The sequence below is a fragment of the Rhodococcus sp. SORGH_AS_0303 genome (assembly GCF_030819335.1).
In the GTDB taxonomy this organism is placed as follows: domain Bacteria; phylum Actinomycetota; class Actinomycetes; order Mycobacteriales; family Mycobacteriaceae; genus Rhodococcoides.
The window spans coordinates 3755548-3781937 of sequence record NZ_JAUTBO010000001.1; the positions used below are offsets into that span (position 1 = coordinate 3755548).

21 protein-coding genes are annotated in these 26390 nt (G+C 66.6%); 6 read left to right on the plus strand and 15 right to left on the minus strand.

From position 1 onward, the window contains the following. Positions 1-73 precede the first annotated feature (73 nt). The gene (locus QE449_RS17790) at positions 74-1459 is read right to left on the minus strand and encodes a cation:dicarboxylate symporter family transporter (protein ID WP_027504310.1); all 1386 of its coding nucleotides are present in this window, start codon (positions 1457-1459) and stop codon (positions 74-76) included. 157 nt (positions 1460-1616) lie between these two features. Between QE449_RS17790 and QE449_RS17795 the strand changes: the two genes are divergently transcribed. Together QE449_RS17795 and QE449_RS17800 are read left to right on the plus strand one after the other, a co-directional pair. Further along, on the plus strand, positions 1617-3170 hold the full coding sequence (locus QE449_RS17795; protein WP_027504311.1) for a sensor histidine kinase: 1554 nt from the start codon (positions 1617-1619) through the stop codon (positions 3168-3170). Continuing rightward, a complete protein-coding gene (locus QE449_RS17800) occupies positions 3163-3882 on the plus strand; it encodes a response regulator (RefSeq protein ID WP_307109294.1) in 720 nt (239 codons plus the stop codon). Before QE449_RS17795 ends, QE449_RS17800 begins: the two co-directional genes overlap by 8 nt. A gap of 1 nt (position 3883) precedes the next feature. Here QE449_RS17800 and QE449_RS17805 read toward each other — a convergent pair whose 3' ends face one another. Genes QE449_RS17805 through QE449_RS17815 form a run of 3 tightly spaced genes read right to left on the minus strand, consistent with a single transcriptional unit; the run spans position 3884 to position 7882 of the window. Further along, positions 3884-4777: an alpha/beta hydrolase gene (locus tag QE449_RS17805; protein ID WP_307109295.1), complete on the minus strand. Its 894-nt coding sequence runs from the start codon at positions 4775-4777 to the stop codon at positions 3884-3886. A 49-nt stretch (positions 4778-4826) separates the two neighbouring features. Then, on the minus strand, positions 4827-6992 hold the full coding sequence (locus QE449_RS17810) for a S9 family peptidase (protein ID WP_307109296.1): 2166 nt from the start codon (positions 6990-6992) through the stop codon (positions 4827-4829). Between the two features lie 5 nt (positions 6993-6997). Further along, positions 6998-7882, minus strand: a complete 885-nt coding sequence (locus QE449_RS17815; RefSeq protein WP_027504316.1) for a phosphoribosylaminoimidazolesuccinocarboxamide synthase — start codon at positions 7880-7882, stop codon at positions 6998-7000. Between the two features lie 100 nt (positions 7883-7982). On the opposite strand from QE449_RS17815, the gene QE449_RS17820 reads away from it, so the two are divergent. Then, a complete protein-coding gene (locus QE449_RS17820; RefSeq protein WP_027504317.1) occupies positions 7983-9398 on the plus strand; it encodes an MDR family MFS transporter in 1416 nt (471 codons plus the stop codon). Here QE449_RS17820 and QE449_RS17825 read toward each other — a convergent pair. Then, positions 9395-10312, minus strand: a complete 918-nt coding sequence (locus QE449_RS17825) for a siderophore-interacting protein (protein ID WP_307109297.1) — start codon at positions 10310-10312, stop codon at positions 9395-9397. The genes QE449_RS17820 and QE449_RS17825 overlap by 4 nt on opposite strands. A 613-nt stretch (positions 10313-10925) precedes the next feature. Between QE449_RS17825 and QE449_RS17830 the strand changes: the two genes are divergently transcribed. Next, the gene (locus QE449_RS17830; RefSeq protein ID WP_307109298.1) at positions 10926-11711 is read left to right on the plus strand and encodes a WecB/TagA/CpsF family glycosyltransferase; all 786 of its coding nucleotides are present in this window, start codon (positions 10926-10928) and stop codon (positions 11709-11711) included. A 28-nt stretch (positions 11712-11739) separates the two neighbouring features. On the opposite strand, the gene QE449_RS17835 is transcribed toward QE449_RS17830, so the two are convergent. From QE449_RS17835 to purD, 10 genes are all read right to left on the minus strand, one after another. Further along, a complete protein-coding gene (locus QE449_RS17835; RefSeq protein WP_307109299.1) occupies positions 11740-13221 on the minus strand; it encodes a lipopolysaccharide biosynthesis protein in 1482 nt (493 codons plus the stop codon). After that, positions 13218-14591 (minus strand): O-antigen ligase, encoded by a 1374-nt coding sequence (locus tag QE449_RS17840; protein WP_307109300.1) that lies wholly within the window; start codon positions 14589-14591, stop codon positions 13218-13220. The genes QE449_RS17835 and QE449_RS17840 overlap by 4 nt, the downstream gene beginning before the upstream one ends. Beyond that, a complete protein-coding gene (locus QE449_RS17845) occupies positions 14588-15769 on the minus strand; it encodes a glycosyltransferase (protein WP_307109301.1) in 1182 nt (393 codons plus the stop codon). The genes QE449_RS17840 and QE449_RS17845 overlap by 4 nt, the downstream gene beginning before the upstream one ends. Beyond that, positions 15766-16800: a glycosyltransferase gene (locus QE449_RS17850; protein WP_307109302.1), complete on the minus strand. Its 1035-nt coding sequence runs from the start codon at positions 16798-16800 to the stop codon at positions 15766-15768. The genes QE449_RS17845 and QE449_RS17850 overlap by 4 nt, the downstream gene beginning before the upstream one ends. A 16-nt stretch (positions 16801-16816) precedes the next feature. Continuing rightward, positions 16817-18688 (minus strand): DUF4012 domain-containing protein, encoded by a 1872-nt coding sequence (locus QE449_RS17855; protein ID WP_307109303.1) that lies wholly within the window; start codon positions 18686-18688, stop codon positions 16817-16819. An 8-nt stretch (positions 18689-18696) separates the two neighbouring features. Further along, on the minus strand, positions 18697-20019 hold the full coding sequence (locus tag QE449_RS17860; RefSeq protein ID WP_222646581.1) for a UDP-glucose/GDP-mannose dehydrogenase family protein: 1323 nt from the start codon (positions 20017-20019) through the stop codon (positions 18697-18699). A 67-nt stretch (positions 20020-20086) separates the two neighbouring features. Next, entirely contained in the window at positions 20087-21508 is a 1422-nt protein-coding gene (gene purB / locus QE449_RS17865; RefSeq protein ID WP_027504320.1) for an adenylosuccinate lyase, read from the minus strand. Positions 21509-21561: 53 nt separating this feature from the next. After that, entirely contained in the window at positions 21562-22206 is a 645-nt protein-coding gene (locus tag QE449_RS17870; RefSeq protein ID WP_027504321.1) for a TetR/AcrR family transcriptional regulator, read from the minus strand. 87 nt (positions 22207-22293) lie between these two features. Further along, positions 22294-23448 carry a pyridoxal phosphate-dependent aminotransferase gene (locus tag QE449_RS17875; RefSeq protein WP_027504322.1) on the minus strand — a complete coding sequence of 385 codons (1155 nt, stop codon included), beginning with the start codon at positions 23446-23448 and terminating at the stop codon, positions 22294-22296. Positions 23449-23450: 2 nt separating this feature from the next. Then, a complete protein-coding gene (purD, locus tag QE449_RS17880) occupies positions 23451-24710 on the minus strand; it encodes a phosphoribosylamine--glycine ligase (RefSeq protein WP_307109304.1) in 1260 nt (419 codons plus the stop codon). Between the two features lie 103 nt (positions 24711-24813). Here purD and QE449_RS17885 point away from each other — a divergent pair, with 103 nt between their 5' ends. Both QE449_RS17885 and QE449_RS17890 read left to right on the plus strand, forming a co-directional pair. Then, a complete protein-coding gene (locus tag QE449_RS17885; protein WP_307109305.1) occupies positions 24814-25911 on the plus strand; it encodes a serine hydrolase in 1098 nt (365 codons plus the stop codon). Next, positions 25908-26363, plus strand: a complete 456-nt coding sequence (locus tag QE449_RS17890; protein WP_056446646.1) for a helix-turn-helix transcriptional regulator — start codon at positions 25908-25910, stop codon at positions 26361-26363. The genes QE449_RS17885 and QE449_RS17890 overlap by 4 nt, the downstream gene beginning before the upstream one ends. The last annotated feature ends 27 nt before the right edge of the window (positions 26364-26390 follow it).

Genomic DNA, 26390 nt, shown 5'->3' on the forward strand with positions numbered 1-26390 from the left:
ACCCGTGAGCACGAGAGCGGGCGCACCCTCCCTGTGTGGAGGATGCGCCCGCTCTCGGTCGGTGCGTGCGGTGCTAGTTCTTCACGAGGTCGGGCTTGGCTTCCGGATCGCGGGCCTCTCCGTGCCCGTCGTCCACCATCGTGGTCTCGTCGAACGGGAGCTTGCCGGCGAGGACGTCCTTGACGCGTTCGTTGTCGATCGTCTTCGTCCAGGTGCCGACCAGCATCGTGGCGACGGCGTTACCCGAGAAGTTGGTGACGGCGCGAGCCTCGGACATGAACCGGTCGATGCCGACGATGAGGCCGATGCCGTCGAGCAGCTCGGGGCGGTGGCTCTGCAGACCACCGGCGAGCGTGGCGAGGCCGGCGCCGGAGACGCCGGCCGCACCCTTGCTGGCGATGATCATGAAGACGAGCAGCGAGATCTGCTCGCCGAGTCCGAGCGGGTTGCCCATGGCGTCGGCGATGAAGATCGAGGCCATCGTCAGGTAGATCGCGGTGCCGTCGAGGTTGAAGGAGTAGCCGGTGGGGACGACGACGCCGACCGTGGTGCGCTGCACTCCGACGTGCTCCATCTTGGCGATGAGGCGCGGCAGGGCCGACTCGGAGGACGAGGTGGCGACGATGAGCAGGTACTCACGGGCCAGGTACTTGACCAGCTTGAAGATCGAGACGCCGGAGACGAAGCGCAGGATCGTGCCGAGGATGCCGAAGACGAAGATGGTGCAGGTCAGGTAGAAGGCCAGCATGAGGGTGGCCAGCTGGACCACGGCCTCGAAGCCGGTGTCACCGACGACCTTGGCGATGGCGCCGAAGGCACCGATCGGGGCGAGCCACAGGATGCCGGCCAGGATGCGGAAGACGAGCTTCTGGATCGAGCCGATGCCGCGGAGGATGCCCTCACCCTGCTTGCCCATGGCCTGCAGGCCGAAGCCGACGAGCAGCGCGACGAAGAGGGTCTGCAGCACGCTGCCCTCGGTGAGCGACGACAGCAGCGACGTCGGGATGATTCCCTGGATGAAGTCGAGCGTGCCGCCGGCACCTTCCGCGGTCTCGACGAGCTTGCCGACAGCGCCGGAGTTCGGCTCGATGTTCAGGCCGGTTCCCGGCTGGATCAGGTTGCCGACCACCATGCCGATGGCGAGGGCGAAGGTGGACATCGTGATGAAGTAACCGAGGGCGAGGCCGCCGACCTTGCCGACGCTGGCCGCGGCCTTGACCGACCCGATGCCGAGCACGATGGTGCAGAAGATGACCGGGCTGATCATCATCTTGATCAGATCGACGAACATGGTGCCCAGCACGCCGAGGCTCGACCCGACCTCGGGTGCGACGAGACCGACGATGACACCACCGATCACGGCGATGATCACGGCGATGTAGAGCCAGTGGGTCTTGTCCCGCTTCTTCTTGGGCGGCGGGGTCGCGTCGTACGGTTCGGCGTCGATGCTGGCGGTCATGGTTGTCCTTACGATCGTGGCGTGAGGTGGATCACGCTTGTCTGAATGGAATGGTGGTCCATGAGCGTGACCCGAGTCACCAATGAGTTCATTTCGTTCATGTGTACAGCGGTCACGCGCACGTCGTGAGCAGAACAGTCGAACCCGGAGGAACCCCGTGAGCAGCACGAACACCCGGCGTCGCCGCAGTGTGGCGCGGCAGCTCCTCGTCGGCCAGCTCGCGGTCGTGGTGCTCCTCGTGACGCTCGGCGGCGCTCTCGCCCTCGTCGACGCCCGCCGGGACAGCGACGAGAGCATCCGCCGGGAGGTCGTCGACATCGCCGTCTCGATCGCGACTGCCCCGTCCACGGTGACCGCACTCGCGAGTGCGGATCCCACAGCCGCGCTGCAACCGGTGACCGAGCGCGTGCGCATCGCGACGGGGATGGACTTCATCGTCGTCATGTCGCCCGACCGCACGCGTTTCACCCACACCACCACCGAGCTGATCGGCGGGCAGTTCACGGGCACGATCGACCGGGCGCTCGCCGGCGAGACGTTCACCGAGACGTACCGCGGATCTCTGGGACCGTCGATCCGCGCCGTCACGCCCGTGCTCGACGACGGCCGCGTCGTGGGGCTCGTCTCCGCCGGGGTCACCCGCCAGAAGATCTCCAGTCAGTTCGTCGCCGGGCTCCCGGCAGTCCTCGGCATCATCGCGGCGGCACTCGGCGTGGCCCTCGCGGCGTCGTATCTACTCAATCGGCGGCTCAGTCGTCAGACCCTCGGGCTCGCGCCCGACGAGCTGCGCAGCATGTACGAGCACCACGACGCCGTCCTGCACTCCATCGGCGAGGGGCTGGTGGTGTGGGGCGACGACTCGGAGGCGGAGCTGGTCAACGACGAGGCGCGGCGGCTGCTGGACCTGCCCGAGGGTCCCGTGACGCGCGAGCGCCTTCCGGAATCGCTGCGCGGACTGGGCGACACCGCCGTTCGCGACGAGATGCACCTGACGACGACGCGTGTCCTCGTGGTGACCCAGGACCCCGTCCTGCACGGGTCCCGCCGGCTCGGCACGGTGACCGTGCTGCGCGATCACACCGAATTGCAGCGTGTCATGGGCGAACTCGACTCGATGACGTCCTTCGCCGAGTCGCTGCGCTCGCAGGCGCACGAGTCGGCGAACCGTCTCCACACCGTCATCACGATGGTCGAACTCGGCCGCACCGAGCAGGCGGTCGAGTTCGCCACCCAGGAACTCGAGCTGTCGCAGAACCTCATCGACCGGCTCATGAGCACGGTGCAGGAACCCGCGGTGGCGGCACTGTTACTGGGCAAGGTGAGCCAGGCCGCCGAGCAGGGCGTCGAGCTCACGGTCACCGAGGACACCGCTCTCACCGACACCGAGTCCTTCGACCGACGTGAATTGGTCACTCTCGCCGGAAATTTGATAGACAATGCGATCGATGCAGCGAAGCAGTCGGACGAGCCGTGGGTGGAGGTGACCGTGCGCGAGAGCGAGACGGACCTCGTGATCCAGGTGGCGGACAGTGGACCGGGAATGGACGCGGACGCCCTGGCGAGAGCACGGACCCGCGGATACTCCACCAAGTCCGGCTCGCGGGGCCTCGGTCTCGCGCTGGTCACCCAGGTGGTCGAACGCCATCACGGGACCCTGACGTCGGAGACGACCTACGGATCGGTCGTCACCGCGAGCATCCCGCATGAGTGAGGCACCCGGTCCCGACGACACCACCATCCGCGTGCTGATCGTCGAGGACGAACCCCTGATCGCGGACGCCCATTCGAGCTACGTCGGTCGTGTCCCCGGCTTCACCGTGGGTGCGATGGCGCACACCGCGTCGGGCGCCATGCGCGCGGCGTCCAAGGCCATCGCCGACGGGTCGCCGTTCGATCTGGTCCTGCTCGACATCGGGCTGCCGGACGCCAACGGCATCGACGTCGCCGCCGCACTCGGTGGACTGCGCCCCGGACCCGACGTCATCGCCATCACCTCCGAGCGCGACCTCGCCGTCGTGCGCAACGCCGTCGCGCACGGGGTGGTGCTGTACCTGCTCAAGCCCTTCACCTTCGCGGCGTTCCGGGACAAGCTGGAACGGTACGGCGAGTTTCGCAGCGCCCTGCGCGACGGCGAGTCGGCGGTGAGTCAACGCGACATCGACCGCGCCATGGCCTCTCTGCGCACCGCGGACGAGCGCGCCGCCTCCCCCAAGGGCATCGCTCCGGCGACACTCACCGAGATCTCGAACAGCGTGCGGGCACAGCCCGGGGGACTCGGGGCCTCCGAGGCAGCCAAGGCCGTCGGCGTCTCCCGGGTGACGGCGTGGCGCTATCTCGAACGGCTCGCCGACGACGGGCTCGTCGAGCGGCACACCGAGTACGGCAGGGCCGGACGGCCCCAGGTGCGGTACCGCTGGCGGTGAGTCAGCCCAGCGGGGCCGTGCGCTCCAGGAACGCGATCTGATCGGCCACCACGTGCTCGAACGGGTCGCCGACATAGATCTCGAAGTGGCCGTACGGGTACACCTCGATCTGTCCGCGAGGCGCCTTCGCCGCATGGCGCAGGGTCGCCTTCGTCGGTGCGACGGTGTCCGGATCGCACACGCAGAACAGCACCGGCGCGGTGATCCTCTTCGCCGCCCGGCCAGGGAAGTACCGGGTGATGGCGAGTGCGAACCGAGCCGCCACCTCGTTGGAGAAGGCGGAACCGGGCGGCTGCAGACCGAGGTACCCGTCGAGCGCATCGGTGCTGGCCATCAGTGCGACACCACGGTGTTCCGCGGCGAGCGGCACCATCACGGGAGGCTTGCCCCGGAGCGATCCGACGATGTCCCGGACGGCGAGCGGGGTGATCCTGAGCGTCGTGCGCAGCGGCGTGGCCAGGGCCGACGCGAGCCCGTCGGTGAACGGGCACTGGGAGATCACCGCGGCGACCCGGCCGTCCCGAGCTGCGGCCTCGAGGACGTGGCCACCACCGAACGAGGACCCCCACAGCACCACTCGGGTCGGATCGATCCCGTCGATCGTGCGGGCGTGCGCGATGGCCGACGCCCAGTCCTCGAGTTGGAGCCTGATGTCGAGGAGCTGCCGTGGCTCGCCGCCACTGGCGCCGAAGTGGCGGTAGTCGAACACCAGGCACGCGTAGCCGGCAGCAGTGAAGCGCTCGGCGTACGCGTCGAGCCGCATCTCGCGGACACCGCCGAGACCGTGAGCGAGGACGACGATCGGCTGCCGCTCGCTCGGTGTGGCCGGACGGTACAGCCACGCCGCACAGGTGGCGTCCCCGGACACGAACTCGACATCACGACGTTCACTCACTGCGGCCCCCGACCGTCATTCGCTGCAGTCCACCCCCCGGCGAACGCCGTCAGCTTCCCGTATCGCGGCCACCCGTGGCAATCGCACCCGTGCGTTCGATCACCCACGCGTACTCGAAGGCGACCTCCTTCCACTTCTCGTATCGCCCGCTGACCCCGCCGTGCCCGGCACTCATCTCGGTCTTCAGCAGAATCGGCTCGCTGCCGGTGTTCTTCACCCGCAGAGCGGCGATCCACTTCGCGGGTTCGACGTAGAGCACGCGCGTGTCGTTGATCGAGGTGATGGCCAGGACGGCCGGATAGTCCTTCTCCGCCACGTTCTCGTACGGGCTGTACGACTTCATGTAGTCGTAGACGTCCTTGTCCTCCAGCGGGTTTCCCCACTCGTCCCACTCGATCACCGTGAGCGGCAGCGACGGGTCGAGAATGGACGTGAGCGGATCCACGAACGGCACGTTGGCGAGGATGCCCGCGAACAGTTCGGGTGCGAGGTTGGCCACCGCTCCCATGAGGAGGCCGCCCGCACTGCCACCGTCGGCCACCAGACAATCGGGAGACGTGACCCCGGTGTCGATCAGATGCCGTGCGCACGAGACGAAGTCGGTGAACGTGTTCTTCTTGTGCAGCATCTTGCCGTCCTCGTACCAGAGGCGGCCCATCTCCCCGCCGCCGCGCACGTGCGCGATGACGAACACGATGCCCCGATCGAGCAGGGACAGTCTCGACACCGAGAAGCCCGGGTCCATGCTCGCCTCGTACGAGCCGTACCCGTACAGCAGCGTCGGCGCGCCGCCCTTGGACACCTCGACGTCGACGCGCTTGATCACCGAGAGCGGCACTCGCGTGCCGTCCTCCGCCGTCGCCCACTCCCTGGTCTGGGTGTACCGCGTCGGGTCGAAATCGCCGAGCACCGGCTGCGACTTGCGCAGGATGCGCTCGCCAGAGGCCAGGTCGTAGTCGTAGACGCGCGAGGGCGTGATGAACGAGGTGTAGCCGAAACGCAGCAGCGGTGCGTCCCACTCCGGATTCGAGCCGAGACCCACCGAGAACAGTTCCTCGTCGAACTCGAGCTCGTGACGCTCGCCGTAGCCGCTGTCGAGCAGTGGCCACAAGGCCATGCGCGGCACGGCTTCCCGGCGGTACGACAGCACCAGGTGGTGCGCGAACGCGTCGACGTCCTCGAGCCGCACGTCGTCGGCGTGCTCCAGGAGAATCGTCATGTCCGACGGGTCCTCCACCGGCGCGTCGGCCAGGACGAAGTTCTCCGCCTTCACTCCGTCGACGACGTCGTTGTGCAGGATCAGGAACCGGTCGCGGCCGGCGACCACGGCGTGCTCCGCGCTGTACTCGACGCCGTCCCTGCGCGGCAGGATCACGTGGAACTCACCCGTCGGATCCTGCGCGTCGAGGTACCAGCCCTCGGTGGTGACCTTCGACCCCACCCAGATCACGAGGTACTTCTCGCTGCGCGTGGATCCGAAACTGACCCAGTAGGACTCGTCCGGCTCGTGGAAGACCACCACGTCCTCGGACGTGGGCGACCCGATCCGGTGTCGCCACACCTTGTCCGGACGCCACGAGTCGTCCACGGTCTGATAGAAGAGGTACTGCTGATCGGCGGACCAGGTCGCTCCGGGAGCGGTCTGCTCGATCTCGTCCGGGAACAGCTCTCCGGTACGAAGATCCTTGATGCGCAACGTGTACCGCTCGTCGCCGGCGGTGTCGACGGAGTACGCGAGCAGGTGTCCGTCGTCGCTCAGGGAGAATGCGCCGAGCGAGAAGAAATCGTGTCCTTCTGCCAGCACGTTGGCGTCGAGGACGATCTCCTCGCCGGGGACCTCGACACCCGGTTCGAGCGCGGGCGGCGTCCAGTCGTCCACCGAGGCGACCGGGCAGCGGCACTGCATGCCGTAACTCTTGCCCTCCAGCGTGCGCCCGTAGTACCACCAGAGTCCGCGGCGCGTGGGCACCGACAGATCGGTCTCCTGTGTGCGCGACTTGATCTCGTCGAAGATCGCCGTGCGCAGCGGCTCCAGGTGGGCCGTCTGTGCCTCGGTGTAGGCGTTCTCCGCCTCGAGGTACGCGACGACCTCGGGATCCGACTTCTCCCGCAACCACTCGTACGGGTCGACGACGACGTCACCGTGGTGGGTGCGCGTGTGCGGAACGGTCTTGGCGATCGGTGGTGTCGTCTGCTGTGCGTCGTGCGTCTGCATGTCGGTCACGGTCGTACCCAATCGTCGAAGGAGAGACCCGAGAGTCGTTCGTACGCCTCGACGTAACGCGACCGGGTGCGGTCGGCGATGTCGTCGGGCAGCGGCGGGGGCGGTGCGTCGCCGTGGCGGTCCCATCCGGACTCACCGGTCAGCCAGTCCCGGACGAACTGCTTGTCGAAACTCGGCTGCGCCTGCCCCTCGGTGTAGCCGTCGAGCGGCCAGTACCGGGACGAGTCGGGAGTCAGCACCTCGTCGGCGAGGACCACCTCGCCGTCGTCGTCGACACCGAACTCGAACTTGGTGTCGGCGAGGATGATTCCGCGTCCGGCGGCGAACTCCGCGGCGCGCGCGTAGATGTCGAGCGTGGCCGAACGCAGCTTGTCCGCCGTGTCGGCTCCGACCAGGGCGACCACGGAATCGAAGTCGATGTTCTCGTCGTGATCGCCGATCGCCGCCTTGCTGGCGGGGGTGAAGATCGGCTCCGGGAGCTTGCTCGCCTCGGTGAGACCGTCCGGGAGCGGAACGCCGCACACCGCACCCGTCTCCCGATAGTCGAGCAGCCCGGACCCGGTGAGGTAGCCACGGGCGACACACTCGACCGGTGCCATGCGCAGCGCGCGCACCACCAGCGCGCGGCCGAGCACCTCCTGCGGGATCCGCGGATCCTCCGCGTCTCCGGCGAGGTGATCTCGCACGCCGAGAGTGTCGAAGAAGAACACGCTCATCGCGGTGAGCACGCGACCCTTGTCAGGAATGGGCGTCGACAGCACGTGGTCGTACGCGGAGATGCGGTCGCTCGCCACCAGTAGCAGATGGTCGTCGTCGATGCGATACAGGTCGCGGACCTTGCCGGCCGCCAGATGGGGATACTGCGAGAGAGAGGGGCGCACGACGTTCGAGCGTAGTCGTGCCGCGCATCGCGGTGGTGGCGGTGTCTGGCAGTGTTCGGAGGGGACCCTCGGTACCGAGGCGAACGAAGGAGCGTGGCGGGTGACGACGACGGACAGGGTGCAGGTCGGATTCCGGTCCGAACGAGGCCCGATCCTGGCGGCGCTGATGCTCTGCAACTCGCTCGTCGCCCTCGACTCGACGATCATCGCCACGTCCGTCCTCACCATCGTCGACGATTTGGGCGGCTTCTCCCAGTTCCCGTGGCTCTTCTCGATCTACCTGCTCGCACAGGCCGTCACCGTGCCGGTCTACGGCAAGCTGGCGGATCTCTTCGGCCGCAAGCGTCTCGTCCTGTTCGGCATCGCCGTCTTCGCGATCGGCTCGGTGCTGTGCGGGATTGCCTGGAGCATGCCCGCCCTCATCGTCGCCCGGGCGATCCAGGGCATCGGCGCGGGCGCGATCCAACCGATGGTGCAGACGATCGCCGGCGACATCTACACCGTGCGCGAGCGCGCGAAGGCGCAGGGCTATCTGGCCAGCGTGTGGGCGATGTCGTCCATCGTGGGTCCCAGTCTCGGCGGCATCTTCTCCGAGTTCCTCTCGTGGCGCTGGATCTTCTTCGTCAACATCCCGCTGTGCCTGGTCGCGGCGGTGATGCTGATCCGCAAGTTCGACGAGACGGCGAGGCCGTCGACGCGGCAGAGCATCGACTACGTCGGCGCCGCGCTGCTCACCGTCGGCGCGGGCGCCCTCATCCTCGGGCTGCTCGAGGGTGGTCAGTCGTGGGCGTGGACGTCGGGAGCGAGTGTCGCGGTCTTCGCCGTCGGAGTGGCCGGGCTCGCCGCCTTCGTGCTCGTCGAGAGACGCGTCGCGTCCCCCGTGCTGCCACTGTGGGTGCTGACGCGACGTGTCCTGGTCGCCACGAGCGCCGTGGGCGCCGTCATCGGCGCCGTCGTGCTCACGCTCACCACGTACGTCCCGACGTTCGTCCAGGGCGTACTGGGGCTGAGCGCACTGGCGGGCGGCTTCACCCTCGCACCGCTCCTGTTGTCGTGGCCGCTGATGTCGTCACAGTCGGGTCGGGTGTATCTGCGCATCGGGTTCCGGCGCACCGCGGTCATCGGTGGGTCGATCGTCACGGCCGGTTCGCTGCTCACACTGGGATGGACCACGACGTCGTCGGTGTGGGAGATCTGCGTCGGGTGCCTCGTGATCGGAGCCGGGATGGGGCTGATCGCGGGCCCTGCGCTCATCGCGGCGCAGTCGAGTGTCGACTGGTCCGAGCGCGGAGTGGTCACCTCCACCAACACGTTCGCCCGCAACCTCGGCAGCGCCGTCGGCATCGCGGTGTGCGGGGCCATCGTCAATGCCACCGTCGGAGACGACGCATCGCCGACCGAACTCGGCGACGGTCTGCACATCGTGTTCTACACGGTGATCGGCGGAGCGGTCCTGCTGCTGATCGCCGCGCTCGCGATGCCCGGTGGCCGTATCGCCGATCCCGAGAAGAGCTAGAGGCCGACGCGCTCGAGGAGTGCCTCGAACTCCTCTTGCGCCTGCGCTTCCGACTTGCCCTCGCGCAGAGCGCGCTTGTAGCCCGCGAGCGCCATCGCCTCGTACCGCTTGTAGGAGGCCAGCCACTCCTCGGCGCGCTCGCGCCAGTATCCGATGACCGAGCACTCACGGGTGCTCATGCCCCAGTGCTTGCGCACGTGGGAGCGCACCGCGCGGGACGCGCCCGCCTCACCGGCGAACCACACGTATCCGGAGCCCGCGGGACGCTCGTACGACGCGACCGCATCGGGGAGAACGCTCGGCATCACACCGTTGCCGGTACCCACGCGCCAGTCGACGGTGACGTCCGCCCCCGTGTCGAACGACTGGATGTCGGCGGGGTCGAGGACCTCGAGCACGACGTGGGTCCGCAGCCCGGCCGGTGCCTGTTCGAGTGCTCGGGCGATCGCCGGCAGACCCGTCTGGTCCGCCACGAGCAGTTGCCACGCGGCGTCCTCGGGACACCGGTACCAGGAGCGGGGGCGCGAGAGGACGACGCTGTGGCCCGGGCGCGCCAGCCGCGCCCAGTTCGACGCGACGCCGCTCTCGTGCAGGACGAAGTCGATGGTCAGCGTGTCGTCGTCGCGCATGCGGACGGTGTAGTTGCGGCACTCCGGCCGCGTCGCCGCGTCGTGGTAGCCCCACACGCCCTTACAGCAGGTCATCGGCGGCAGGACGTCGTCGACGGCGGGCGGGAAGTACACGGTCACGCACTCGTCCGGTGCCTCGACGCCGACGTACCGTTCCACCCACGGGCCGCCGAGAACGATGCGCACCATGCTGGGTGAGATCGCCGTCGTGGACAGCACCGACGCCGGATAGAAACCGGGTTCCGCATCGAGCGTCGCGGCGTCGAGTTCGAACGCTGTCGACATCGGACCTCCTCGCCTGCGGCACGCTCGGGGGATCGAGCGTCTGTAAGGCGAGCCTAACCATGCCTGGCGGCGGAGTGCAATGGGGCCGGGCGTTCTCGTTGCACTTCACACCCCCGCACGGGAAAAGACTTGTCGTTTCGTTTCGCCTCCTTCGCCGTCTTTCAGCCCCATGCGCCGCCACGGGCCGACCCCCCGTACGCCATTGCCTCGTCAAACAAACCGAATGAAAGGCGAAAGCTTTGACCAGAGCAGTTGCGGTCCGTCGAAAACACCCAGACAGACACACCGCGCAATCCTGCTGCACTCGAGCGACTTGTCAGGCATGTCGCCCCTCGCCTATCTTCGATTCGAGTCGAGCAGCGATTTCGGGGAATGCATGCTGCGGATACGACCATTTTATCCGTGTGTCGGGGCGCGGCTGTCAGGCCAATTCCGCGCGTTTCGAGGAGTGAAACCCCGTGACTGTCTCCGTGAGTTCGAACCGCCACCCTCGTTCTGCGGGTGAGAGCGGGTCGTCGACCCCTCGTTGCGAGCAATCAGGACAGGGCTGCTGATGTCTCGTCGCCCCGCTGTCGCCTCGGGCAGTTCGGTTTCCACGCGTCATACTCGGCAGGTGCAACGGGTCGCGGAAAAAGCAGCACGGTACCTTCCGTGGTTCGACATCACTGTCCATCCCCTAGACAGCGAGGACATCGTTCGCCTCGTCCTCGACACGGTCGAGTCACGAGAAACCCTGTGGCTGTCGAACTTCAATCTGCACGGGGTCTATCTCTATCAAATCGACCCGGATTATCGCGACGCCGTGAACGCGGCACACATCAACGTGATCGACGGGTGGCCGGTCCTCGCCGCCACGTCACTGGTCTGCCGCCGGCGGTTCGGCGCAGAATACCGAGTGGGAAGCTCGGACTGGCTACGGCTGCTTCTCGCACGTTCGTCGGGGCTGCGCATCGTCGCGGTCGGCGCCACTCCTGAGTCGAGTAGGCGTGGCGCCGAGGTCATCGCCGCCGGTGATGCCGACGTGACATGGAATGCTTACGACGGCTACCACTTCGCTCAGCGCGATGATTCACGAGAAAGAATGACACTCCGCCGTGCCGTGGCCGAGGCGGACATCGTACTGGTCGGAATGGGTATGCCGCATCAGGAGCGTTGGATCACAGAGAATGCGGACATGCTGCGGGGCAAGGTCGTTGCCAATGTCGGAGGGTGTCTCGACTATTTGTCGGGTGTGCAACGAGAAGCTCCCCGCTGGTTGGGACGCTACGGGCTGGAGTGGCTGTACCGCCTCGTTCAAGCGCCACGGCGGCTCTGCTACCGATATGTCGCCGAACCCGTGTTGCTGTCACGTCACGTGGTGAGACGAGCGTTGCGATCCGCTTCTGGCACTGCTGACTGACCCTGTCGTGACCTGATCACACTCGTCCTCAGTCTGCCTTTCTCCGGCGCAACAGGCCGGCGGTGTGGACCAGTGTCGTCAGATCCGTCCGTACCCTGCTCACCGCGATGAACCACACGGCAATTCCTACCGCCATGAGCGAAACTCGGGCGAAGAACGCCATGATGCCATCGCCGACGACATTCTCCACGGGGACCAGGTATGCGATCGCTGCCGATGTTCCGTAAACGCAGCACGCGCGGACACCAGACCAGAACATCGCCTGTACAGGGGCAGTTGTCAGGCGGGAGATCCACCACAGTCCGAGTGGCCAAGAGATCAGGGTTCCCAAGGCGAACCCCCAGGCCACGGCGATCGGCGACCACAGTGAGCCGACCAGAATCAGCGCCACGGTGAGAAGCCTGCTCACGATCGTGAACCTGAGGTTCGCGCCGGGAAGCCCCTTGGACAAGAACACCCAGTACGTCGCATACGAGGCCACTTGTGCTGCACCCGCGATGAGCAGAATTTGAAGGTACGGCACAGCCGGTGTCCACTGCTCGCCGAAAACCAGATTCATCAACCACAAGGCATTCGCCCACGCGACCGCGAATGCGGCCAACAACACGTGCATGAGCACGAGCTGGCCACGCAGCAGGAAAGCGGAGTATCGCTCGTCGTCGTCTTCCGTTCGCGCCAGCACAGGCAGGGCGACATTCGTGGCCGGTGCCTGGATCTGATTGAGCGGCGACGTGAAGACCTGAAACGCACGGTCGTACAGCCCCAGACTCACAGATCCGAACCGCACTCCGATGACTACCGAATCGACGTTTCGACTCAAGTACGCCACGAGCTGCGTGGCTGCAACGTTTGCCCCGAACTTGAGCAGATCGCTCATGTGCTCACCGCGTCGCGGTCTGCCCGGCCACCAGCGTGCAACGAATGGAATGAGCACCGACACGGACACTGTCTGAACGATGAGTTGCAGCACCAGCGCCTGAACCCCCAATCCTGCAATTGCAGCGATGGCAGCGGCCGCAATTCCCAGGACATGAGCGCCCACATCGATCACTGCCAGTGCACCGAAACGTAGATCCCTGTTCAGCTTGACTCTGAACTGTGTGGAAAAGCCGCTCGCGAGGAACGTCACCGACAAGCATATGGCGATCAGTTTCAGCGCCGGCCGATCGTAGAAGTCGGCAAGAAGTGACGAGGTGGCGATCACGACGAGACAGAACGCGAACCCGATACTGGTGTTGATCCAGAACAAATTCGATTGTTGACCCTCAGACAACGTTTTGGTCTGCACGGCGGCGGCCGACAGGCCGAAGTCCCGGAGTAACTCACCTATTCCGACGACCGCCACCACCATCGCCAGCAGGCCGTATTCCTCCGGCCCCAGAAGCCTCGAGAGGATCACCAGACCCAGAAGCTGCACGACGATCTTCGCAGCCTGACCGGCAAAAGAGAAGGCTGCACCGCGAGCGGCGATGCGTCCGAGAGGTCCCTTCGCCGAAAGGCTGTCTGTCACGGAGACGACCGAACGCTCGTCTGGTCGGCTCGCCTCGACGATGTCGCGGAACGGTGATGCGCCAGTGCCACGACGATCCCCATCAGTGCCCACAGCGGCACCGGGAGACCGCGATTGCTGAAGGCAGGAACGATGAAGGCATTGACCACGCTCAACGCGAAGAACGCCACGATCGGCGACGTCATCTTTGTTCGCGCGCGCCACATCGTGATGCCGATGACTGCGATGACTGCACAGTAAAAGATCGCGATCGGGATACCGAACCACAATGCGACGCCGAACCACTGCGACTCGGCAGAGTCCCAGATCAACGTCGTCGGCCTGTTTGCCGAGTTGACGACATCAGCACCCCACCCCGTCCAGGGTCGTTCGCGTATCGCGGGGAAAGTCTGCTCCGACCACACTTCGATCCGATACGCCAGGGTACTGGGCAACTTGCTGGATTCCGCGAGCGCCGGAACACCCGGATCGGCTGCTCCTCCCACTGCGCCGTCGGCTGCTCCTCCCACTGCGCCGTCGGCCACTCCTGCGGCGGGAACGTTCGGTGTTCTCTGCTGCTCGACTCTCGACTGGAGAGCGCCTCTGCTGAACAGCACAGTGACCACGCCCGCCACGACTGTGGCGCTTCCCAGGTACGGGAGGGATCTTTTACGCTCGACCGCCACCGTGACCGCAACGAGCACTGCAGACGTGGCGATCACCGAGATGGTCGCGGTAGCTGCGGCTCCTGCGATCGCCAGTCCGGCCGACACCCACGTCAACCGACCGATACGCCGATTCCGAGAAGTACCGATCACAATGCAACATGCGGCCGCCAGAACGGCATTGAAGTACATTCCGGCGCCGATCCAGTTACCGACGAGTGCAGTTGCTCGACTCGTCTCGCCGTCGGCAATCCGTCTCGATAGATCTTCGGACGGCGAAATGGACAGGATCGTCAGGCTCGCACCGCTCGAGACCTGCTGCACGAGTGCCACAGCAGCGCTCGGGATCACAGGAACGGTGAACCATTTCAGAAGTACGAGCGCATCGGTCCGGTGCCGGATCGTCATTCTGACCGCGACGTAACCGACCAACGGGTAGACGGGGAACACCGCCGCCGACAACCCGAAGGGTTCGCCGAGATCCCTGCTGTTGAAGAATCCGACCACGATCGACAATGCGATGAAAGCGAGAAAGAGCCAATCCATCACGAGTGGTCGCGGCCAGACCGCTCGGCGGGCTCGAACTGCCGCCAGCGCTATGACAAGGGCTGCACCCATCGCCACATGCCAGGGGCGCAGTGGGAGGAAAGGTAGCACCTCTGGAATGCCGACGACCGCAGAAGCGACCCCGAGTGCCACACCGACCGCGGCCGGGAAGTTCCTCACACGCGCACTCCTCTCGCAGTCTCGACTATCTCTTGAACTCTGCTGTCCCACGAATGATCGTCGATGACCGATCGTCGCGCTTTCTCCACTGCTCGACTGTCGCGAACGAGGAGGTCAGGTTGTGAAAGGATTGTGTCGAGTTGATCCAGACTGTCGAAAACATGAACGGCAGCGCCCGATTCGGCTAGACGACGCGCGTCCTCGGACGGTGTGCACAGGATGTCGAGACCCATTCCGGCATACTCGTACGATTTCAACGGGCTGTGGTACATCGACATGCTGGATGTCGCTCGATGACCCGCAATTCCGACGTCCCAGGTCGACATCAATGACCGGGCTCGCTCCGATGGAACCTGACCGTGGAAGGTGACGTACCGCCCCCACGAATGTCGCGTCACCACATCCCGAAGGCCGTCGAGCGCCGAGCCGTCACCGACGATGTCGATCGCGACAGCTCGTCCATCCACGAGTACACCCGGTTCCCCCAACCGGCGACACACAGCAGGAATGATGGAGCCGAGGTCCTGCCACTCCACGACCGCACCGACGAAGCCGAAAGTGAATTTGTCCGATTTCGTTCTTTCGACCTCCAGAAGAGCGGGGTCGATTCCATTCGGAACCACCAACATGCGAGTTCTGTCCACTCCCGCGAAGTGCTCGATTTCGCGCGCCAATGCGTCGCTCACCACTACAACGAGATCCGCGCGACGGAGAACGTGTCGCTCGACGAGGGCGGAAAGCCACACCGCCCTCGATATGTTGCGGTCGCGTGCCGTTTCACGGGAGAAGATGCCGTTTGCCTCGACCACGCGGATCGCGCGCTTCTTGTACCGATGGAACGAAGTCAGGGATTGGAACACCGCGGACCGCTCGTAGATGATCTCCGGCGCCGGACGTCGGAACGACCGGACCGCGACCCAGAACCCACACCACACCATGATGGCCACGCGCAGCAGGTCGACGGCAAGGATCCGCGACGTGCCGAGGTCTTTGTAGCCGGCGTCGCTCACCCTGGCGAACCGTCCCATGAGCGGCATGTCGGATGCGAGGTGCACGTCGGTCTGATGCCCGCACGTTCGAGCGGCGTCGACGAACTTGGTGATGTGCGTGCGCGGGCCGGGCGTGTGCGACGACGCATCCAGCGAGATTCGTACGCCGCCGACCAGATAGTCGATCATGTGATGCAGTCCTTTCCGACGGCAGGAAGATCCTGCGTTCCGAGTACGGACCGATAGACCTGGAGGTGCCGCTCGGCGACTACCGATGGATCGCGATCACGAAAGCGCGGTCTGCGGGCGACATCGACGGTCGCGGCCGCTTCGAGAGCATCCACGAGGTCAGCTGCCGTGATGTGCTCCCCTGAGAACAACTGAACCCACTCTGCCCCCACTTCTTCCTGCACGAGGAGCGTCGTAGGTGTCTGTGGCGCCAGTACGACGGCACCCAAACTCAGCGCCAGAATGAGGGCACCTGAATTGTGCATCTGACGATAGGGAAGGACGACCACGGATGATTCGGTGATCGCTCGAGACAGCGTGATGTCAGCAACGTGACGTAGACACAGGCGTACGCGTCGACGACCCTCTGCGAAGGAAGTCAGACGCGCGACGAGATCGGCGTTCTGTGGCTCACCGACGATCTGCAACGAGACTGATGCGCTGTCCAGTTCGCCGTAGGCCGTCATCAGGTCGTCCAAGCCCTTGTAGAGGCGTATCTGTCCGAAGTAGAGAAGCGAGTTCGGTGTCTTCGGACGCGGTTCGAGGCACTGGAACGATCGAACGTCGCAGTAATGCCCGTGGGGAATGAGCGAAGTCGGGCGGTCGGGAGGCACGGGTGTCACCGGGTTCAGAACGACTGCCGCTCTCGTTCGCCTGTCCAGACCGGACAGGATCACTCTTTCGAGGCGAGTCGCCCCTTCGTGTGGCCTCACGTTGTGCACTGTTCTGACCACCGGCGTGCGGAACAGTTCGAGCCGAAAGAGAAGCAGCGTCGTCGCGACGAATTTGAGAAGAGTGCGACCCCGCGTGCTGCCTCGGACGAAATTCTCGGGCCAGTGGACGTGAAGAATGTCGTACGAACCGATCAAGGCGTGACGCCACGAGAACGGGTGAATGCGGACGCCGGGCGCTGTCGACTCTTCCAACAGTTCGTAGAAACCGGTCGTGCCGCCCGACCTGCTGAGAGCATGCAGGACCGTGAGCTCAGTCATTCGTGTAGCCGCCGGCTCACGATCCTGCACACTCGGGCACGTCGACCGTCGCGGTACCGGCGAGGGTTGCCGGCTGAATCGGAGTCCGCGGTGCACCGGCCACCGTCGGCTCCACCAGGTCGAGGACGATCGTCTTCGTCTGACCCGGTTCCACCACCAGCGGGGTGTAGAAGACCGGGTGATTTCGCTCCTGGGTCGTCAGCAAGAACACTTGCTGTCCGTCGATGGTCGCCTTCGAGAGTGCAGACCCCGTGGTGGTGAACACCGACACCACCGAGCGATTCGTCCCGGGCGGCCCCTCGTATGCCGTGGTCTCGTTCTGCCTGCCGGCGATGTACTTCGGGTAATCCTGTGCGGGCGCAGTGTTCGTCACCGACACAGTGATCTGCGAGGTCCTCGTGTCTCCCTCGCATGCCGAGGCCGTGTAGGCGATGTCGCGCCTCAGGTAGTAATCCAACTTTCCGCCTGCGCCGTTGTTGACTATCGCCGACGCGAACGGGGCTGCGTCGTCGGGAACCTCGTGCGCGATCTTGGTGCCCGACAGCACACTCTGGATTTCGGGATCTGCGCTCCACACGGCGGTGTGCCCTTCGCTGACGCCTCGACCGATCGCATCCAGCAGCTTCGCTGGGTCGCTGATCTTCCCCTCCACCTTCGAGAACACGCGAGCGGCGATCTGCTGGAGATAGTCCTTACGCGCCGTGTTGTCTTCGGCGAAGCGGAAGTACGCCTCGGACTGAGTCAGATTCACGACGTTGTCTGCGGTGATCTGCTCGCCGTCCGCGAGTGTCACGGGGCCGACCACACCGAGGATGTAGCTGAGCGCGACGGGGTCGGTGGCCAACACACCGTCCACGGACTGGCCGGATTCCTGCTGCCAGATGGATCGGAGTATTTCACCGGTGTACGGAAAATGCGGGCTGACATTGGCGTTTTGCCAATTCGACGTCGCGTTGTATTGATTGTCGTAGTTCCGGGCGAAATCGGGACCGAGATCGATGGGGTCGTAATCGCGACGCAATTCATTGTTCTTCGCCAATTCGTCCAGCCCGATCTTTCCCCGATCGGCGTCGATGATGGCGAACCCACCCATCAGCCCGCCGGTGCCACGCGATTCCGCGTTCGTCTGAAAGGCCAAGAAGTAACTCTTGGGCGCATTCTCGCCGAGCATGTCCGGGAGGATCTTCGATGCGAGACTGGTATTGGTCAGGAGTCCTGCCAGGTCGTCCAGCTGTGCTTTCAACGAGTCGCCGGCCTCGGTGACCTGGGGCAGGTAGCTCTCGGTGTCGATGGACTCGGCACGATCGTTCAACTCGCCGACCGACACCGACACCTGCTCCAGCGTCGGCGATGCATCGCGGAGGGCACCCAGGTCGATCGTGCCGTCGTCCGCGCGCAGTTCACTCGGGTTCAGGACGGCACCGACTTCGACGGCGGGCTGCAGGACCTCGGTCGTGAGGTCGTGGACGAGCCCGGTGAGGGGCCCCACGACTTCGAGTGGGGAGCCGACGCCAGGGATAGCAGCGACGGCTTTCCAGATGGGCGACTTGGTGGCGTCCAGCGCATCCGACGACGCCGCGGTGGCGTCCGCGACGTGCTCGCGGCCTTCGTCCGCGTTGCCGGCCAGGATCGCCGACCGCGCCGCGAGCGCGTCGTCGCGCGCCGAGCTCAGTCCCTTGTACGCAGTGAAGACGGTCCATCCGAACCATGCGACGAGCCCGAGTAGCACGATGACGACAACCCATACCCAGATCGGTACACGTCGCCGTCGTCGCACTGCCGTGGTTCCCTCGAGCTCAGTCGACACGAAATTCCTCTGCTCGTTCATGGATCGGGATTCGGGCAGAAGTGTATCAATCGTTTTACGGGCACGCGTGGCGTCGCGCATTCACCAAGTCACGGCCTGCCGAGTCCCCGATACAGCCATCCCGCGGATCGCCACACATTCACGTCGAGGCAATTGCGTCCGTCGATGATTCTGCGTTCTCGCACCACGCCCTCCAGATCGGCGGGAACCAGCTCGCGGAATTCACGCCATTCGGTGAGCACGAGTACCACGTCGGCCTTCGCGCACGCCTCCAGCGCAGAGCTCGCGTACCCCAGCGTGGGGAACAGCGCGCGTGAGTTGTCGTTGGCCTTCGGGTCGTACACGGTCACACCGGCACCCTGAAGTTGCAGTTGGCCAGCGACATTGAGTGCCGGTGAATCACGGACGTCGTCGGAGTCGGGCTTGAAGGCTGCACCCAGCACCGCGACCTGAGCTCCCAGCAGAGTTCCCACGGTGTCGCGCACGACCTCGACCATGCCGGTGCGGCGACGCATGTTGATGTTGTCGACCTCGCGCAGGAACGTCAGCGCCTGATCGGCTCCCAGCTCACCGGCACGAGCCATGAATGCGCGGATGTCCTTCGGTAGGCAACCTCCGCCGAAACCGATCCCGGCGTTCAGAAACTTGCGCCCGATTCGATCGTCGTGACCGATTGCGTCGGCCAGAACGGTGATATCGGCGCCTGCCGCGTCACAGACCTCGGAAATAGCATTGATGAACGAGATCTTCGTCGCGAGAAATGCGTTGGCCGAGGTCTTGACCAATTCGGCGGTGGCCAGATCGGTCACGATGAAGGGGATCCCCTCGGCGAGCAGGGGCGCGTAGACCTCGCGGGCGACCTCCTCCGCGCGCCGAGGACGGTTCCGGTCGACCCCGAGCACCAGCCGGTCCGGGTGCAGCGTGTCCTCCACGGCGTGACCCTCGCGCAGGAACTCCGGGTTCCAGGCCACCTCGAGGTCCTCGCCTGCCGGCGAGAGCGCGTGGGCCATCGTGCCGAGTCGCTCCGCCGTGCCCACGGGGACCGTGGACTTGCCGAAGAGGACAGCGGGTCCGGTGATCAGCGGTGCGAGGTTCTCCACCACCGAGTTCACGTACGTCACGTCAGCGGCGTACTCGCCCTTCTTCTGCGGCGTGCCCACCGCGAGGAAGAAGATGTCACCGAACGCTGCAGCGTCCGCGTACGACGCGGTGAAGCGTAGGCGGCCCGCTGCGATGTTGCGCTGCAACACTTCCTCAAGGCCGGGCTCCCAGAAGGGCACCTCCCCCGCCTCGAGCTTGGCCAGCTTGCTCGGGTCGACATCGACCCCGAGGACGTCGTGTCCGATCTCGGCCATGCACGCAGCGTGCGTGGCGCCCAGATAACCCGTTCCGATGACGACAACTTTGCTCACATGACGAACCGTAGGGTCTGACGGCCGTCACTTCCACCGGGAGACCGCCCCGTCGTCACGGTTCACATCACAGAATGGGAGCCGGTGTGTACCGAGCCGCCTCCGGGTTCGCGTCGACCAGTGTCTGCACCGCGGCGACGACCGCAGCGACCTGCGCGTGCGCGGCGCCGATGAACGCCGACCGATCCGCCAGCGCCGTGTCGAGTGCCGCGCGGTCGAGCGGCAACCGCTCGTCGGCCGCGAGTCGGTCGAGGAGGTCCGGTTCCCTCCCCTGCTCCCGCATCGCGAGAGCGACGGCCACGGCATGCTCCTTGATGGCCTCGTGGGCGGTCTCCCGACCGACGCCTGCGCGGACAGCGGCCATGAGCACCTTGGTCGTCGCCAGGAAGGGCAGATAGCGATCCAGCTCGCGGGCGATCACCGCGGGATAGGCACCGAACTCTGCGAGCACGGTCAGGAAGGTCTCCATCATCCCGTCGATGGCGAAGAATGCGTCCGGCAGCGCGACACGACGCACGACGGAACAGAAGACGTCGCCCTCGTTCCACTGTGCGCCGGCCAGCTCCGCGGCCATGGACCCATACCCGCGCAGGATCACCTGCAGGCCGTTGACGCGTTCGCAGGACCGGGTGTTCATCTTGTGCGGCATGGCCGACGAGCCCACCTGACCCGGCTGGAAACCCTCGGTCACCAGCTCGTGTCCGGCCATCAGGCGCACCGTGTGGGCGAAGGAGGACTGCGCCGCACCCACCTGCACCAGCGCCGACACCACGTCGTGGTCGAGGGAACGAGGGTAGACCTGGCCGACACTCGTGAAGACGTGGGCGAAGCCGAGATGCTGCGCCACCGCGCGTTCGAGGGTCTCGAGCTTGTCGGCATCGCCGCCGAGCAGATCGAGCATGTCCTGGGCCGTCCCCATCGGACCCTTGATGCCGCGCAGCGGGTACCGGTCGATCAGCTCCCGGAGCCGGGTCAACGCCACCATCAGCTCGTCGGCAGCCGACGCGAACCGCTTGCCCAGCGTCGTGGCCTGCGCCGCGACGTTGTGGCTGCGGCCGGCCATGACCACCTCGGTGTACTCGGCCGCGCGCTCGGCCAGACGCGCCGCGACAGCCACGCCGTGCCCGTACACGTGTTCCATCGACCGCAGAATCTGCAGCTGCTCGACGTTCTCCGTCAGATCGCGGCTGGTCAGACCCTTGTGCACGTGCTCGTGGCCGGCGAGGGCGTTGAACTCCTCGATCCGCGCCTTCACGTCGTGACGAGTGACCCGCTCGCGATCCGCGATCGACTCGAGATCGACCCGGTCGGCCACGCGCTCGTAGTCCGCGATGGCCTCCGCCGGGACGTCGACACCGAGATCGGCCTGCGCTCGCAGCACGGCGATCCACAGCTGACGCTCGAGCACGATCTTGTGCTCGGGTGACCACAGACGGGCCATGTCGGGACTGGCGTAACGGTGGGCGAGGACATTCGGGATACGGCTCACGAGCGGCCAGTTTACGGTCCCCTCACTGCGCGGCCGTCCCCCGGACTGCGCCTCTACTGCGCGACCGTCCTCCGGACTTCCCGCGACAACGGCGCGTGACGGTCCACCGCATCCAGCAGGACGTCCCGCACGCGTGACCGCAGGTCCGCCCCATTCTCACCCAACGCGCCCATCACGACACCGTCGACGAGGGCCAGGAGCGGGCGGACGTGGTCACGGTCGGTGGGCCGACCCGCGGCGGACAGCACGTCGGACAGCATGTCCTCCAGCTCACCACGCAGCCGGCAGTGCAGTTCCTGCAGCTGCGGATGCCGCGCCGCGGCCAGCACCCGCTCGTAGCGCGCCACCATCAGGTCCCGCCGGACCTCGTCGCCGTCGTCCGGACCCACGAGCAGGTCCACCACCAGGTCCACCGTGTCCGCGGTGTCCAACGCAGCCGGCGCGAATGCGGTCATCCGGTCGCGGATCATCGCGATCTCACGGACCCCGTTCAGTTCCGCGGCGTGCGTGACGAGGTCGTCCAGGGAGTCGAAGTAGTAGGTCGTCGACGCCAGCGGAAGCCTGGCCCTCGCCGCGACGCTCCGGTGCCGCACGGCGTCGTACCCTCCGGCCAGCAGAAGGTCCGCTGCGGCCGAGATGAGGGCCTCGCGCCGACGCCGACCCTTGGGCGTCGAGCGGGGAGCGGAGCCGGTCGACATGCGTACACATGCTGCCACCGGCGCTTCTCCCCCGTGCGCCTTTTGCGTATCCCTGGATGCGCAAAGGGCGCACAGGGGCGCAGCCCACTACCGCAGTCGCGGGGTGAGCCGACGCAGCGCCTCGGTGATGTCCTCGGTCGCACCGGCGAAGGAGAAGCGCACCGTGTGGTGACCGTGCACCGTGTCGAAGTCCGCACCCGGGACGACGGCCACGCCGGTCTCGTTCAGGGTGTCGGCGCACCATCGGAACGAATCGTCCGTCAGGTGCCCGATGTCGGCGTACGCGTAGAAGGCGCCGTCCGCGGGAGCGAGCCGGGTGATGCCGGCATCACGGAGACCGCCGAGCAGTTCCTCGCGGTTGCGGGCGTACCGCCGCACGTGACCGTCCAACTCGGCGAGGGACTCGTCCGTGAAGGCGGCGACCGCGGCGAGCTGCGAGACGGTCGGCGGACACACCGTCATGTTCGAGGCCAGCCGCTGGACCGCTCGGGTGAGCGAACGCGGGAGCACCATCCAGCCGAGACGCCAGCCGGTCATGGAGAAGTACTTCGAGACCGACCCGATCGAGACGGCGCCGTCCGAGAACTCCCGAGCGCTCCGGCACTCGACGTCGCCGTAGGAGATGCCGTGGTAGATCTCGTCGGAGATCAGCAGCGTGCCGTGCTCATCGCACCATCGCGCGAGCGCGGCCAACTCGTCGGGATCGATGATCGTGCCGGTCGGATTGGCCGGACTGGCGATGATCAGTCCCTTCGGAGGTTCGGGGAGCGCATCGAGCATCGCGACCGTCGGCTGGAAGCGAGCGTCCTCGCCGCAGTCCAGCTCGATCACGCGACACCCCAACGCGGACAACGTGTTGCGATACGCGGGATAACCGGGTCGCGCCATCACCACGGTGTCGCCGGCGTCGAACGCCGCGAGGAACAGCAACGTGAACGCACCCGACGACCCGGTGGTCACCACGACGTCCTCGGCCTCGATGACGACCTTCGATCGCCTCGACAGGTAGGCGGCGATCGCCGCCCTCAGCCGCGCGGTACCCAACGTCTCGGAGTAGCCGATCACGTCGCCGTCGAGCGCCGTGCGCATGGCAGCGAGGACCGGCCCGGGCGCACGCGTGGACGGCTGTCCGGCCGCGAGGGACACGACGTCGCCGTGAGTCTCCTGGCGGCGCGCCGCAGCGGCGAACACGTCCATGACGCGGAACGGCTCGATACGCGAGCGCGCGGATTCCTCGACCATCGTCAGGAGGGGATCGAGATCCGGCCCTCGACGGCCGAGAGTCCGATGTCGGTGCGGAAGTGGCCGCCGGTCAACGACACTCGCGCCATGATGTCGTACGCCTCGGTGCGGGCGGCGGCGAGATCCGCCCCGGTGCCGACGACGCTGAGCACGCGGCCCCCGGCCGACACGAGGCCACCGTTCCTGCCGTGCGCCGTCCCCGCGTGCAGCACGCCGGGGTTCTCGGCGCCGGTGATGGCGTCTCCGGTGCGCGGTCGGCCGGGATAGTTCTCGGAGGCGAGCACGACGGTGACCGCCGAACCCTGCTTCCACTGCAGCGGCGGCAGGTCCGCCAATGTTCCGGTGGATGCCGCGTACAGCGCCGCACCGAGCGGTGAGTCGAGCAGTGCGAGCACGGCCTGGGTCTCAGGATCACCGAAGCGACAGTTGAATTCGATGACCGCGGGGCCCTCACCGTCCACCGCGAGGCCCGCATAGAGCAGGCCGGTGAACGGGCAACCCCGTGCCACCATCTCCGCTGCCACGGGCGCGACCACCTCGTCGACGATGCGCTGGACCATCGAGTCGGGCAACCACGGCAACGGTGTGTAGGCGCCCATCCCGCCGGTGTTGGGCCCGGTGTCGCCGTCTCCGACGCGCTTGTGGTCCTGAGCGGGCAGCAGCGGCACCACGGTCTCGCCGTCGACGAGACAGAACAGCGACACCTCCGGGCCGGACAGGAACGATTCGAGCAACACGGGATGGCCGAGTTCGAGGAGCTCGGCGGCGTGAGCGCGCGCGGTGAGGCGGTCCTGCGTGACGACGACTCCCTTGCCCGCGGCCAGTCCGTCGTCCTTCACCACCCACGTCGGCCCGAAGCGGTTGAGGGCGGCATCGAGCAGTGCCGGCGTGTCCACCACCTCGCTGGTCGCGGTGCGGACCCCGGCCGACGCCATGACGTCCTTCGCGAACGCCTTGGAACCCTCGATCCGGGCGGCGGCGGCGGACGGACCGAAGCAGGCGATCCCGGCCTCGCGCACCGCGTCGGCGACGCCGAGCACCAGCGGTACCTCGGGGCCGATGACGACCAGATCGGCGCCGCGCTCGCGAGCGAGCGACACGACGGCCTCCCCGGAGGCCACGTCGACGGGGTACGTCTGGGCGAGGGTCTCGATGCCGGCGTTGCCGGGTGCGCACATCACCGTGCTCACCTCGGGGTCCGCCGCCAGGGCGGTCAGCAGGGCATGTTCACGGGCTCCGGAACCGATGACGAGTACTCGCACGAGAGCAGCGTACTGGCCACGACCTCTGGACCAGCGCACCCGTTCGCGCTATGGTAATTCCGGAATTACGGAATAGCCGAATGATGCGACTCGAGGAGAACCGATGATGCGCACTCTCACCGCCGTGACCGCGGCGTCGATTCTGCTGGCCGGGTGCTCGTCCGCACCGCCGAGCACGGCCGAGCCGACGTCCACCACGACGTGCGCACCGGCCCCCGTTGCGGACATGACCACACCCGACGGCTGGATCGGCTTCGCCGCCGAGCACCCCGAATCGGTGTCCTTCGCGGTGGACGACGGGCTCGGACACACCGCCGAGCACGACGCGGACACGCCGCACCCCCTCGCCTCCGCCGTGAAGGTCGTACACCTCGGTGCCTACGCCCGCGCCGTGGCCGACGGCACGCTGAACCCGGACGAACGCATCCCTGTCGCCGACTGGCAGCGGTGGTACGCACCCGGCACGGACGGCGGTGCCCACATCGCGGCTCTGAATCGCCTCGGCATCGCGAACGACGGAACATCGCCGACGGATCCGGCCGCGACGGTGCGGCTCGACGACATGGTCACCGCGATGGTGCGTGAGAGCGACAACGGAGTGCCCGACTACCTCCGGTACCGGCTCGGCGACGACGCGTTGCGGGACGCGGCCGCAGCGGGCGGGTGGAGCGACTTCACACCACCCACCCTCGTCGGCGTCACGCTCGGCGCTCTCGACGCGACCGTCGACACGGACGATCTGTGGTCGCTCGCACAGCGGTTCGCCTTCGACGCCGACTTCCGCGCGACGTACGGAACGACCGCGCGACCGCGCGACGAGACAAAACTCCTCACGTACTTCGATCGGTTCGGCCCGACCGGGACGGCCGCCGAGCTCGCGCGATTCCACACCGCCGTCGCCGACGGTTCCTACGGCTCGGGGGTCGACACCGTCAGGCGCCACCTCGAATGGCAGGACCCGCCTGCGGACGCCGGGTTCGTGGCCATGGGGTTCAAGGGCGGAAATCTGCCCGGAGTTCTCACGCACGGCTTCGAGTTCCGCCGCGCGGACGGCGCCCCCGCCGTGGTGGTGTGGCTGAACCATGGTCTGACCGCAGCCGAGTACGAGTCCGCGACGACGAACCTGACCCAGCATCAGACGCTGCTCCTCGAGGCCGCGGCGGATCCGGCGACAGTGGGGCGGCTAGCCTGCATCTCGTGAGCGAGCTGGAGGCACGCGTCGCAGCCCTGGAGGCTCGGGTCGCGGCGCTCGAGGGGGACCCCCGACAGACGGCGGCGTCCACCGGGGGCCTCGTGTCCTACTCGGGTGACGTCCATCTGGCCGGCGACGTCACCTGGTCCATCGAGTACGTGCCCGACGCCGTGCTCGATCTTCCCCCCGACCGGGCGGTCGAGGTGCTGGCGGCGCTCGGCCACCCTGTGAGGCTCGCCGTGGTCCGCGCACTGTTGCGCGGTCCCGCGGTCGCCGCCGATCTGCAGGCTGCGGTGGGACTGTCGTCCGTCGGTCAGCTCTATCACCATCTGAAGACCCTCACGTCGGCGCGGATCGTCGAGCAGCACGGCCGGGGCGACTACCGGCTCGCCGCACGCACCGTCGTGCCCGCGCTGGTGCTGATGCTCGCCTCGGCCGACATCGCCGGAGAACTTCGCTGATGTGAGATCCGGTGCAGTGGACCGTGG

Bases quoted from the DNA above. Each gene is read 5' to 3' on its own strand.
- QE449_RS17825 (WP_307109297.1), bottom strand. From the start codon at position 10,312: ATGTCGACAGCGTTCGAACTCGACGCCGCGACGCTCGATGCGGAACCC.
- QE449_RS17885 (WP_307109305.1), top strand. From the start codon at position 24,814: ATGATGCGCACTCTCACCGCCGTGACCGCGGCGTCGATTCTGCTGGCC.
- QE449_RS17800 (WP_307109294.1), top strand. From the start codon at position 3,163: ATGAGTGAGGCACCCGGTCCCGACGACACCACCATCCGCGTGCTGATC.
- QE449_RS17845 (WP_307109301.1), bottom strand. From the start codon at position 15,769: ATGATCGACTATCTGGTCGGCGGCGTACGAATCTCGCTGGATGCGTCG.
- QE449_RS17870 (WP_027504321.1), bottom strand. From the start codon at position 22,206: ATGTCGACCGGCTCCGCTCCCCGCTCGACGCCCAAGGGTCGGCGTCGG.
- QE449_RS17875 (WP_027504322.1), bottom strand. From the start codon at position 23,448: ATGGTCGAGGAATCCGCGCGCTCGCGTATCGAGCCGTTCCGCGTCATG.
- QE449_RS17855 (WP_307109303.1), bottom strand. From the start codon at position 18,688: ATGCGCGACGCCACGCGTGCCCGTAAAACGATTGATACACTTCTGCCC.
- QE449_RS17850 (WP_307109302.1), bottom strand. From the start codon at position 16,800: ATGACTGAGCTCACGGTCCTGCATGCTCTCAGCAGGTCGGGCGGCACG.
- QE449_RS17810 (WP_307109296.1), bottom strand. From the start codon at position 6,992: ATGCAGACGCACGACGCACAGCAGACGACACCACCGATCGCCAAGACC.
- QE449_RS17790 (WP_027504310.1), bottom strand. From the start codon at position 1,459: ATGACCGCCAGCATCGACGCCGAACCGTACGACGCGACCCCGCCGCCC.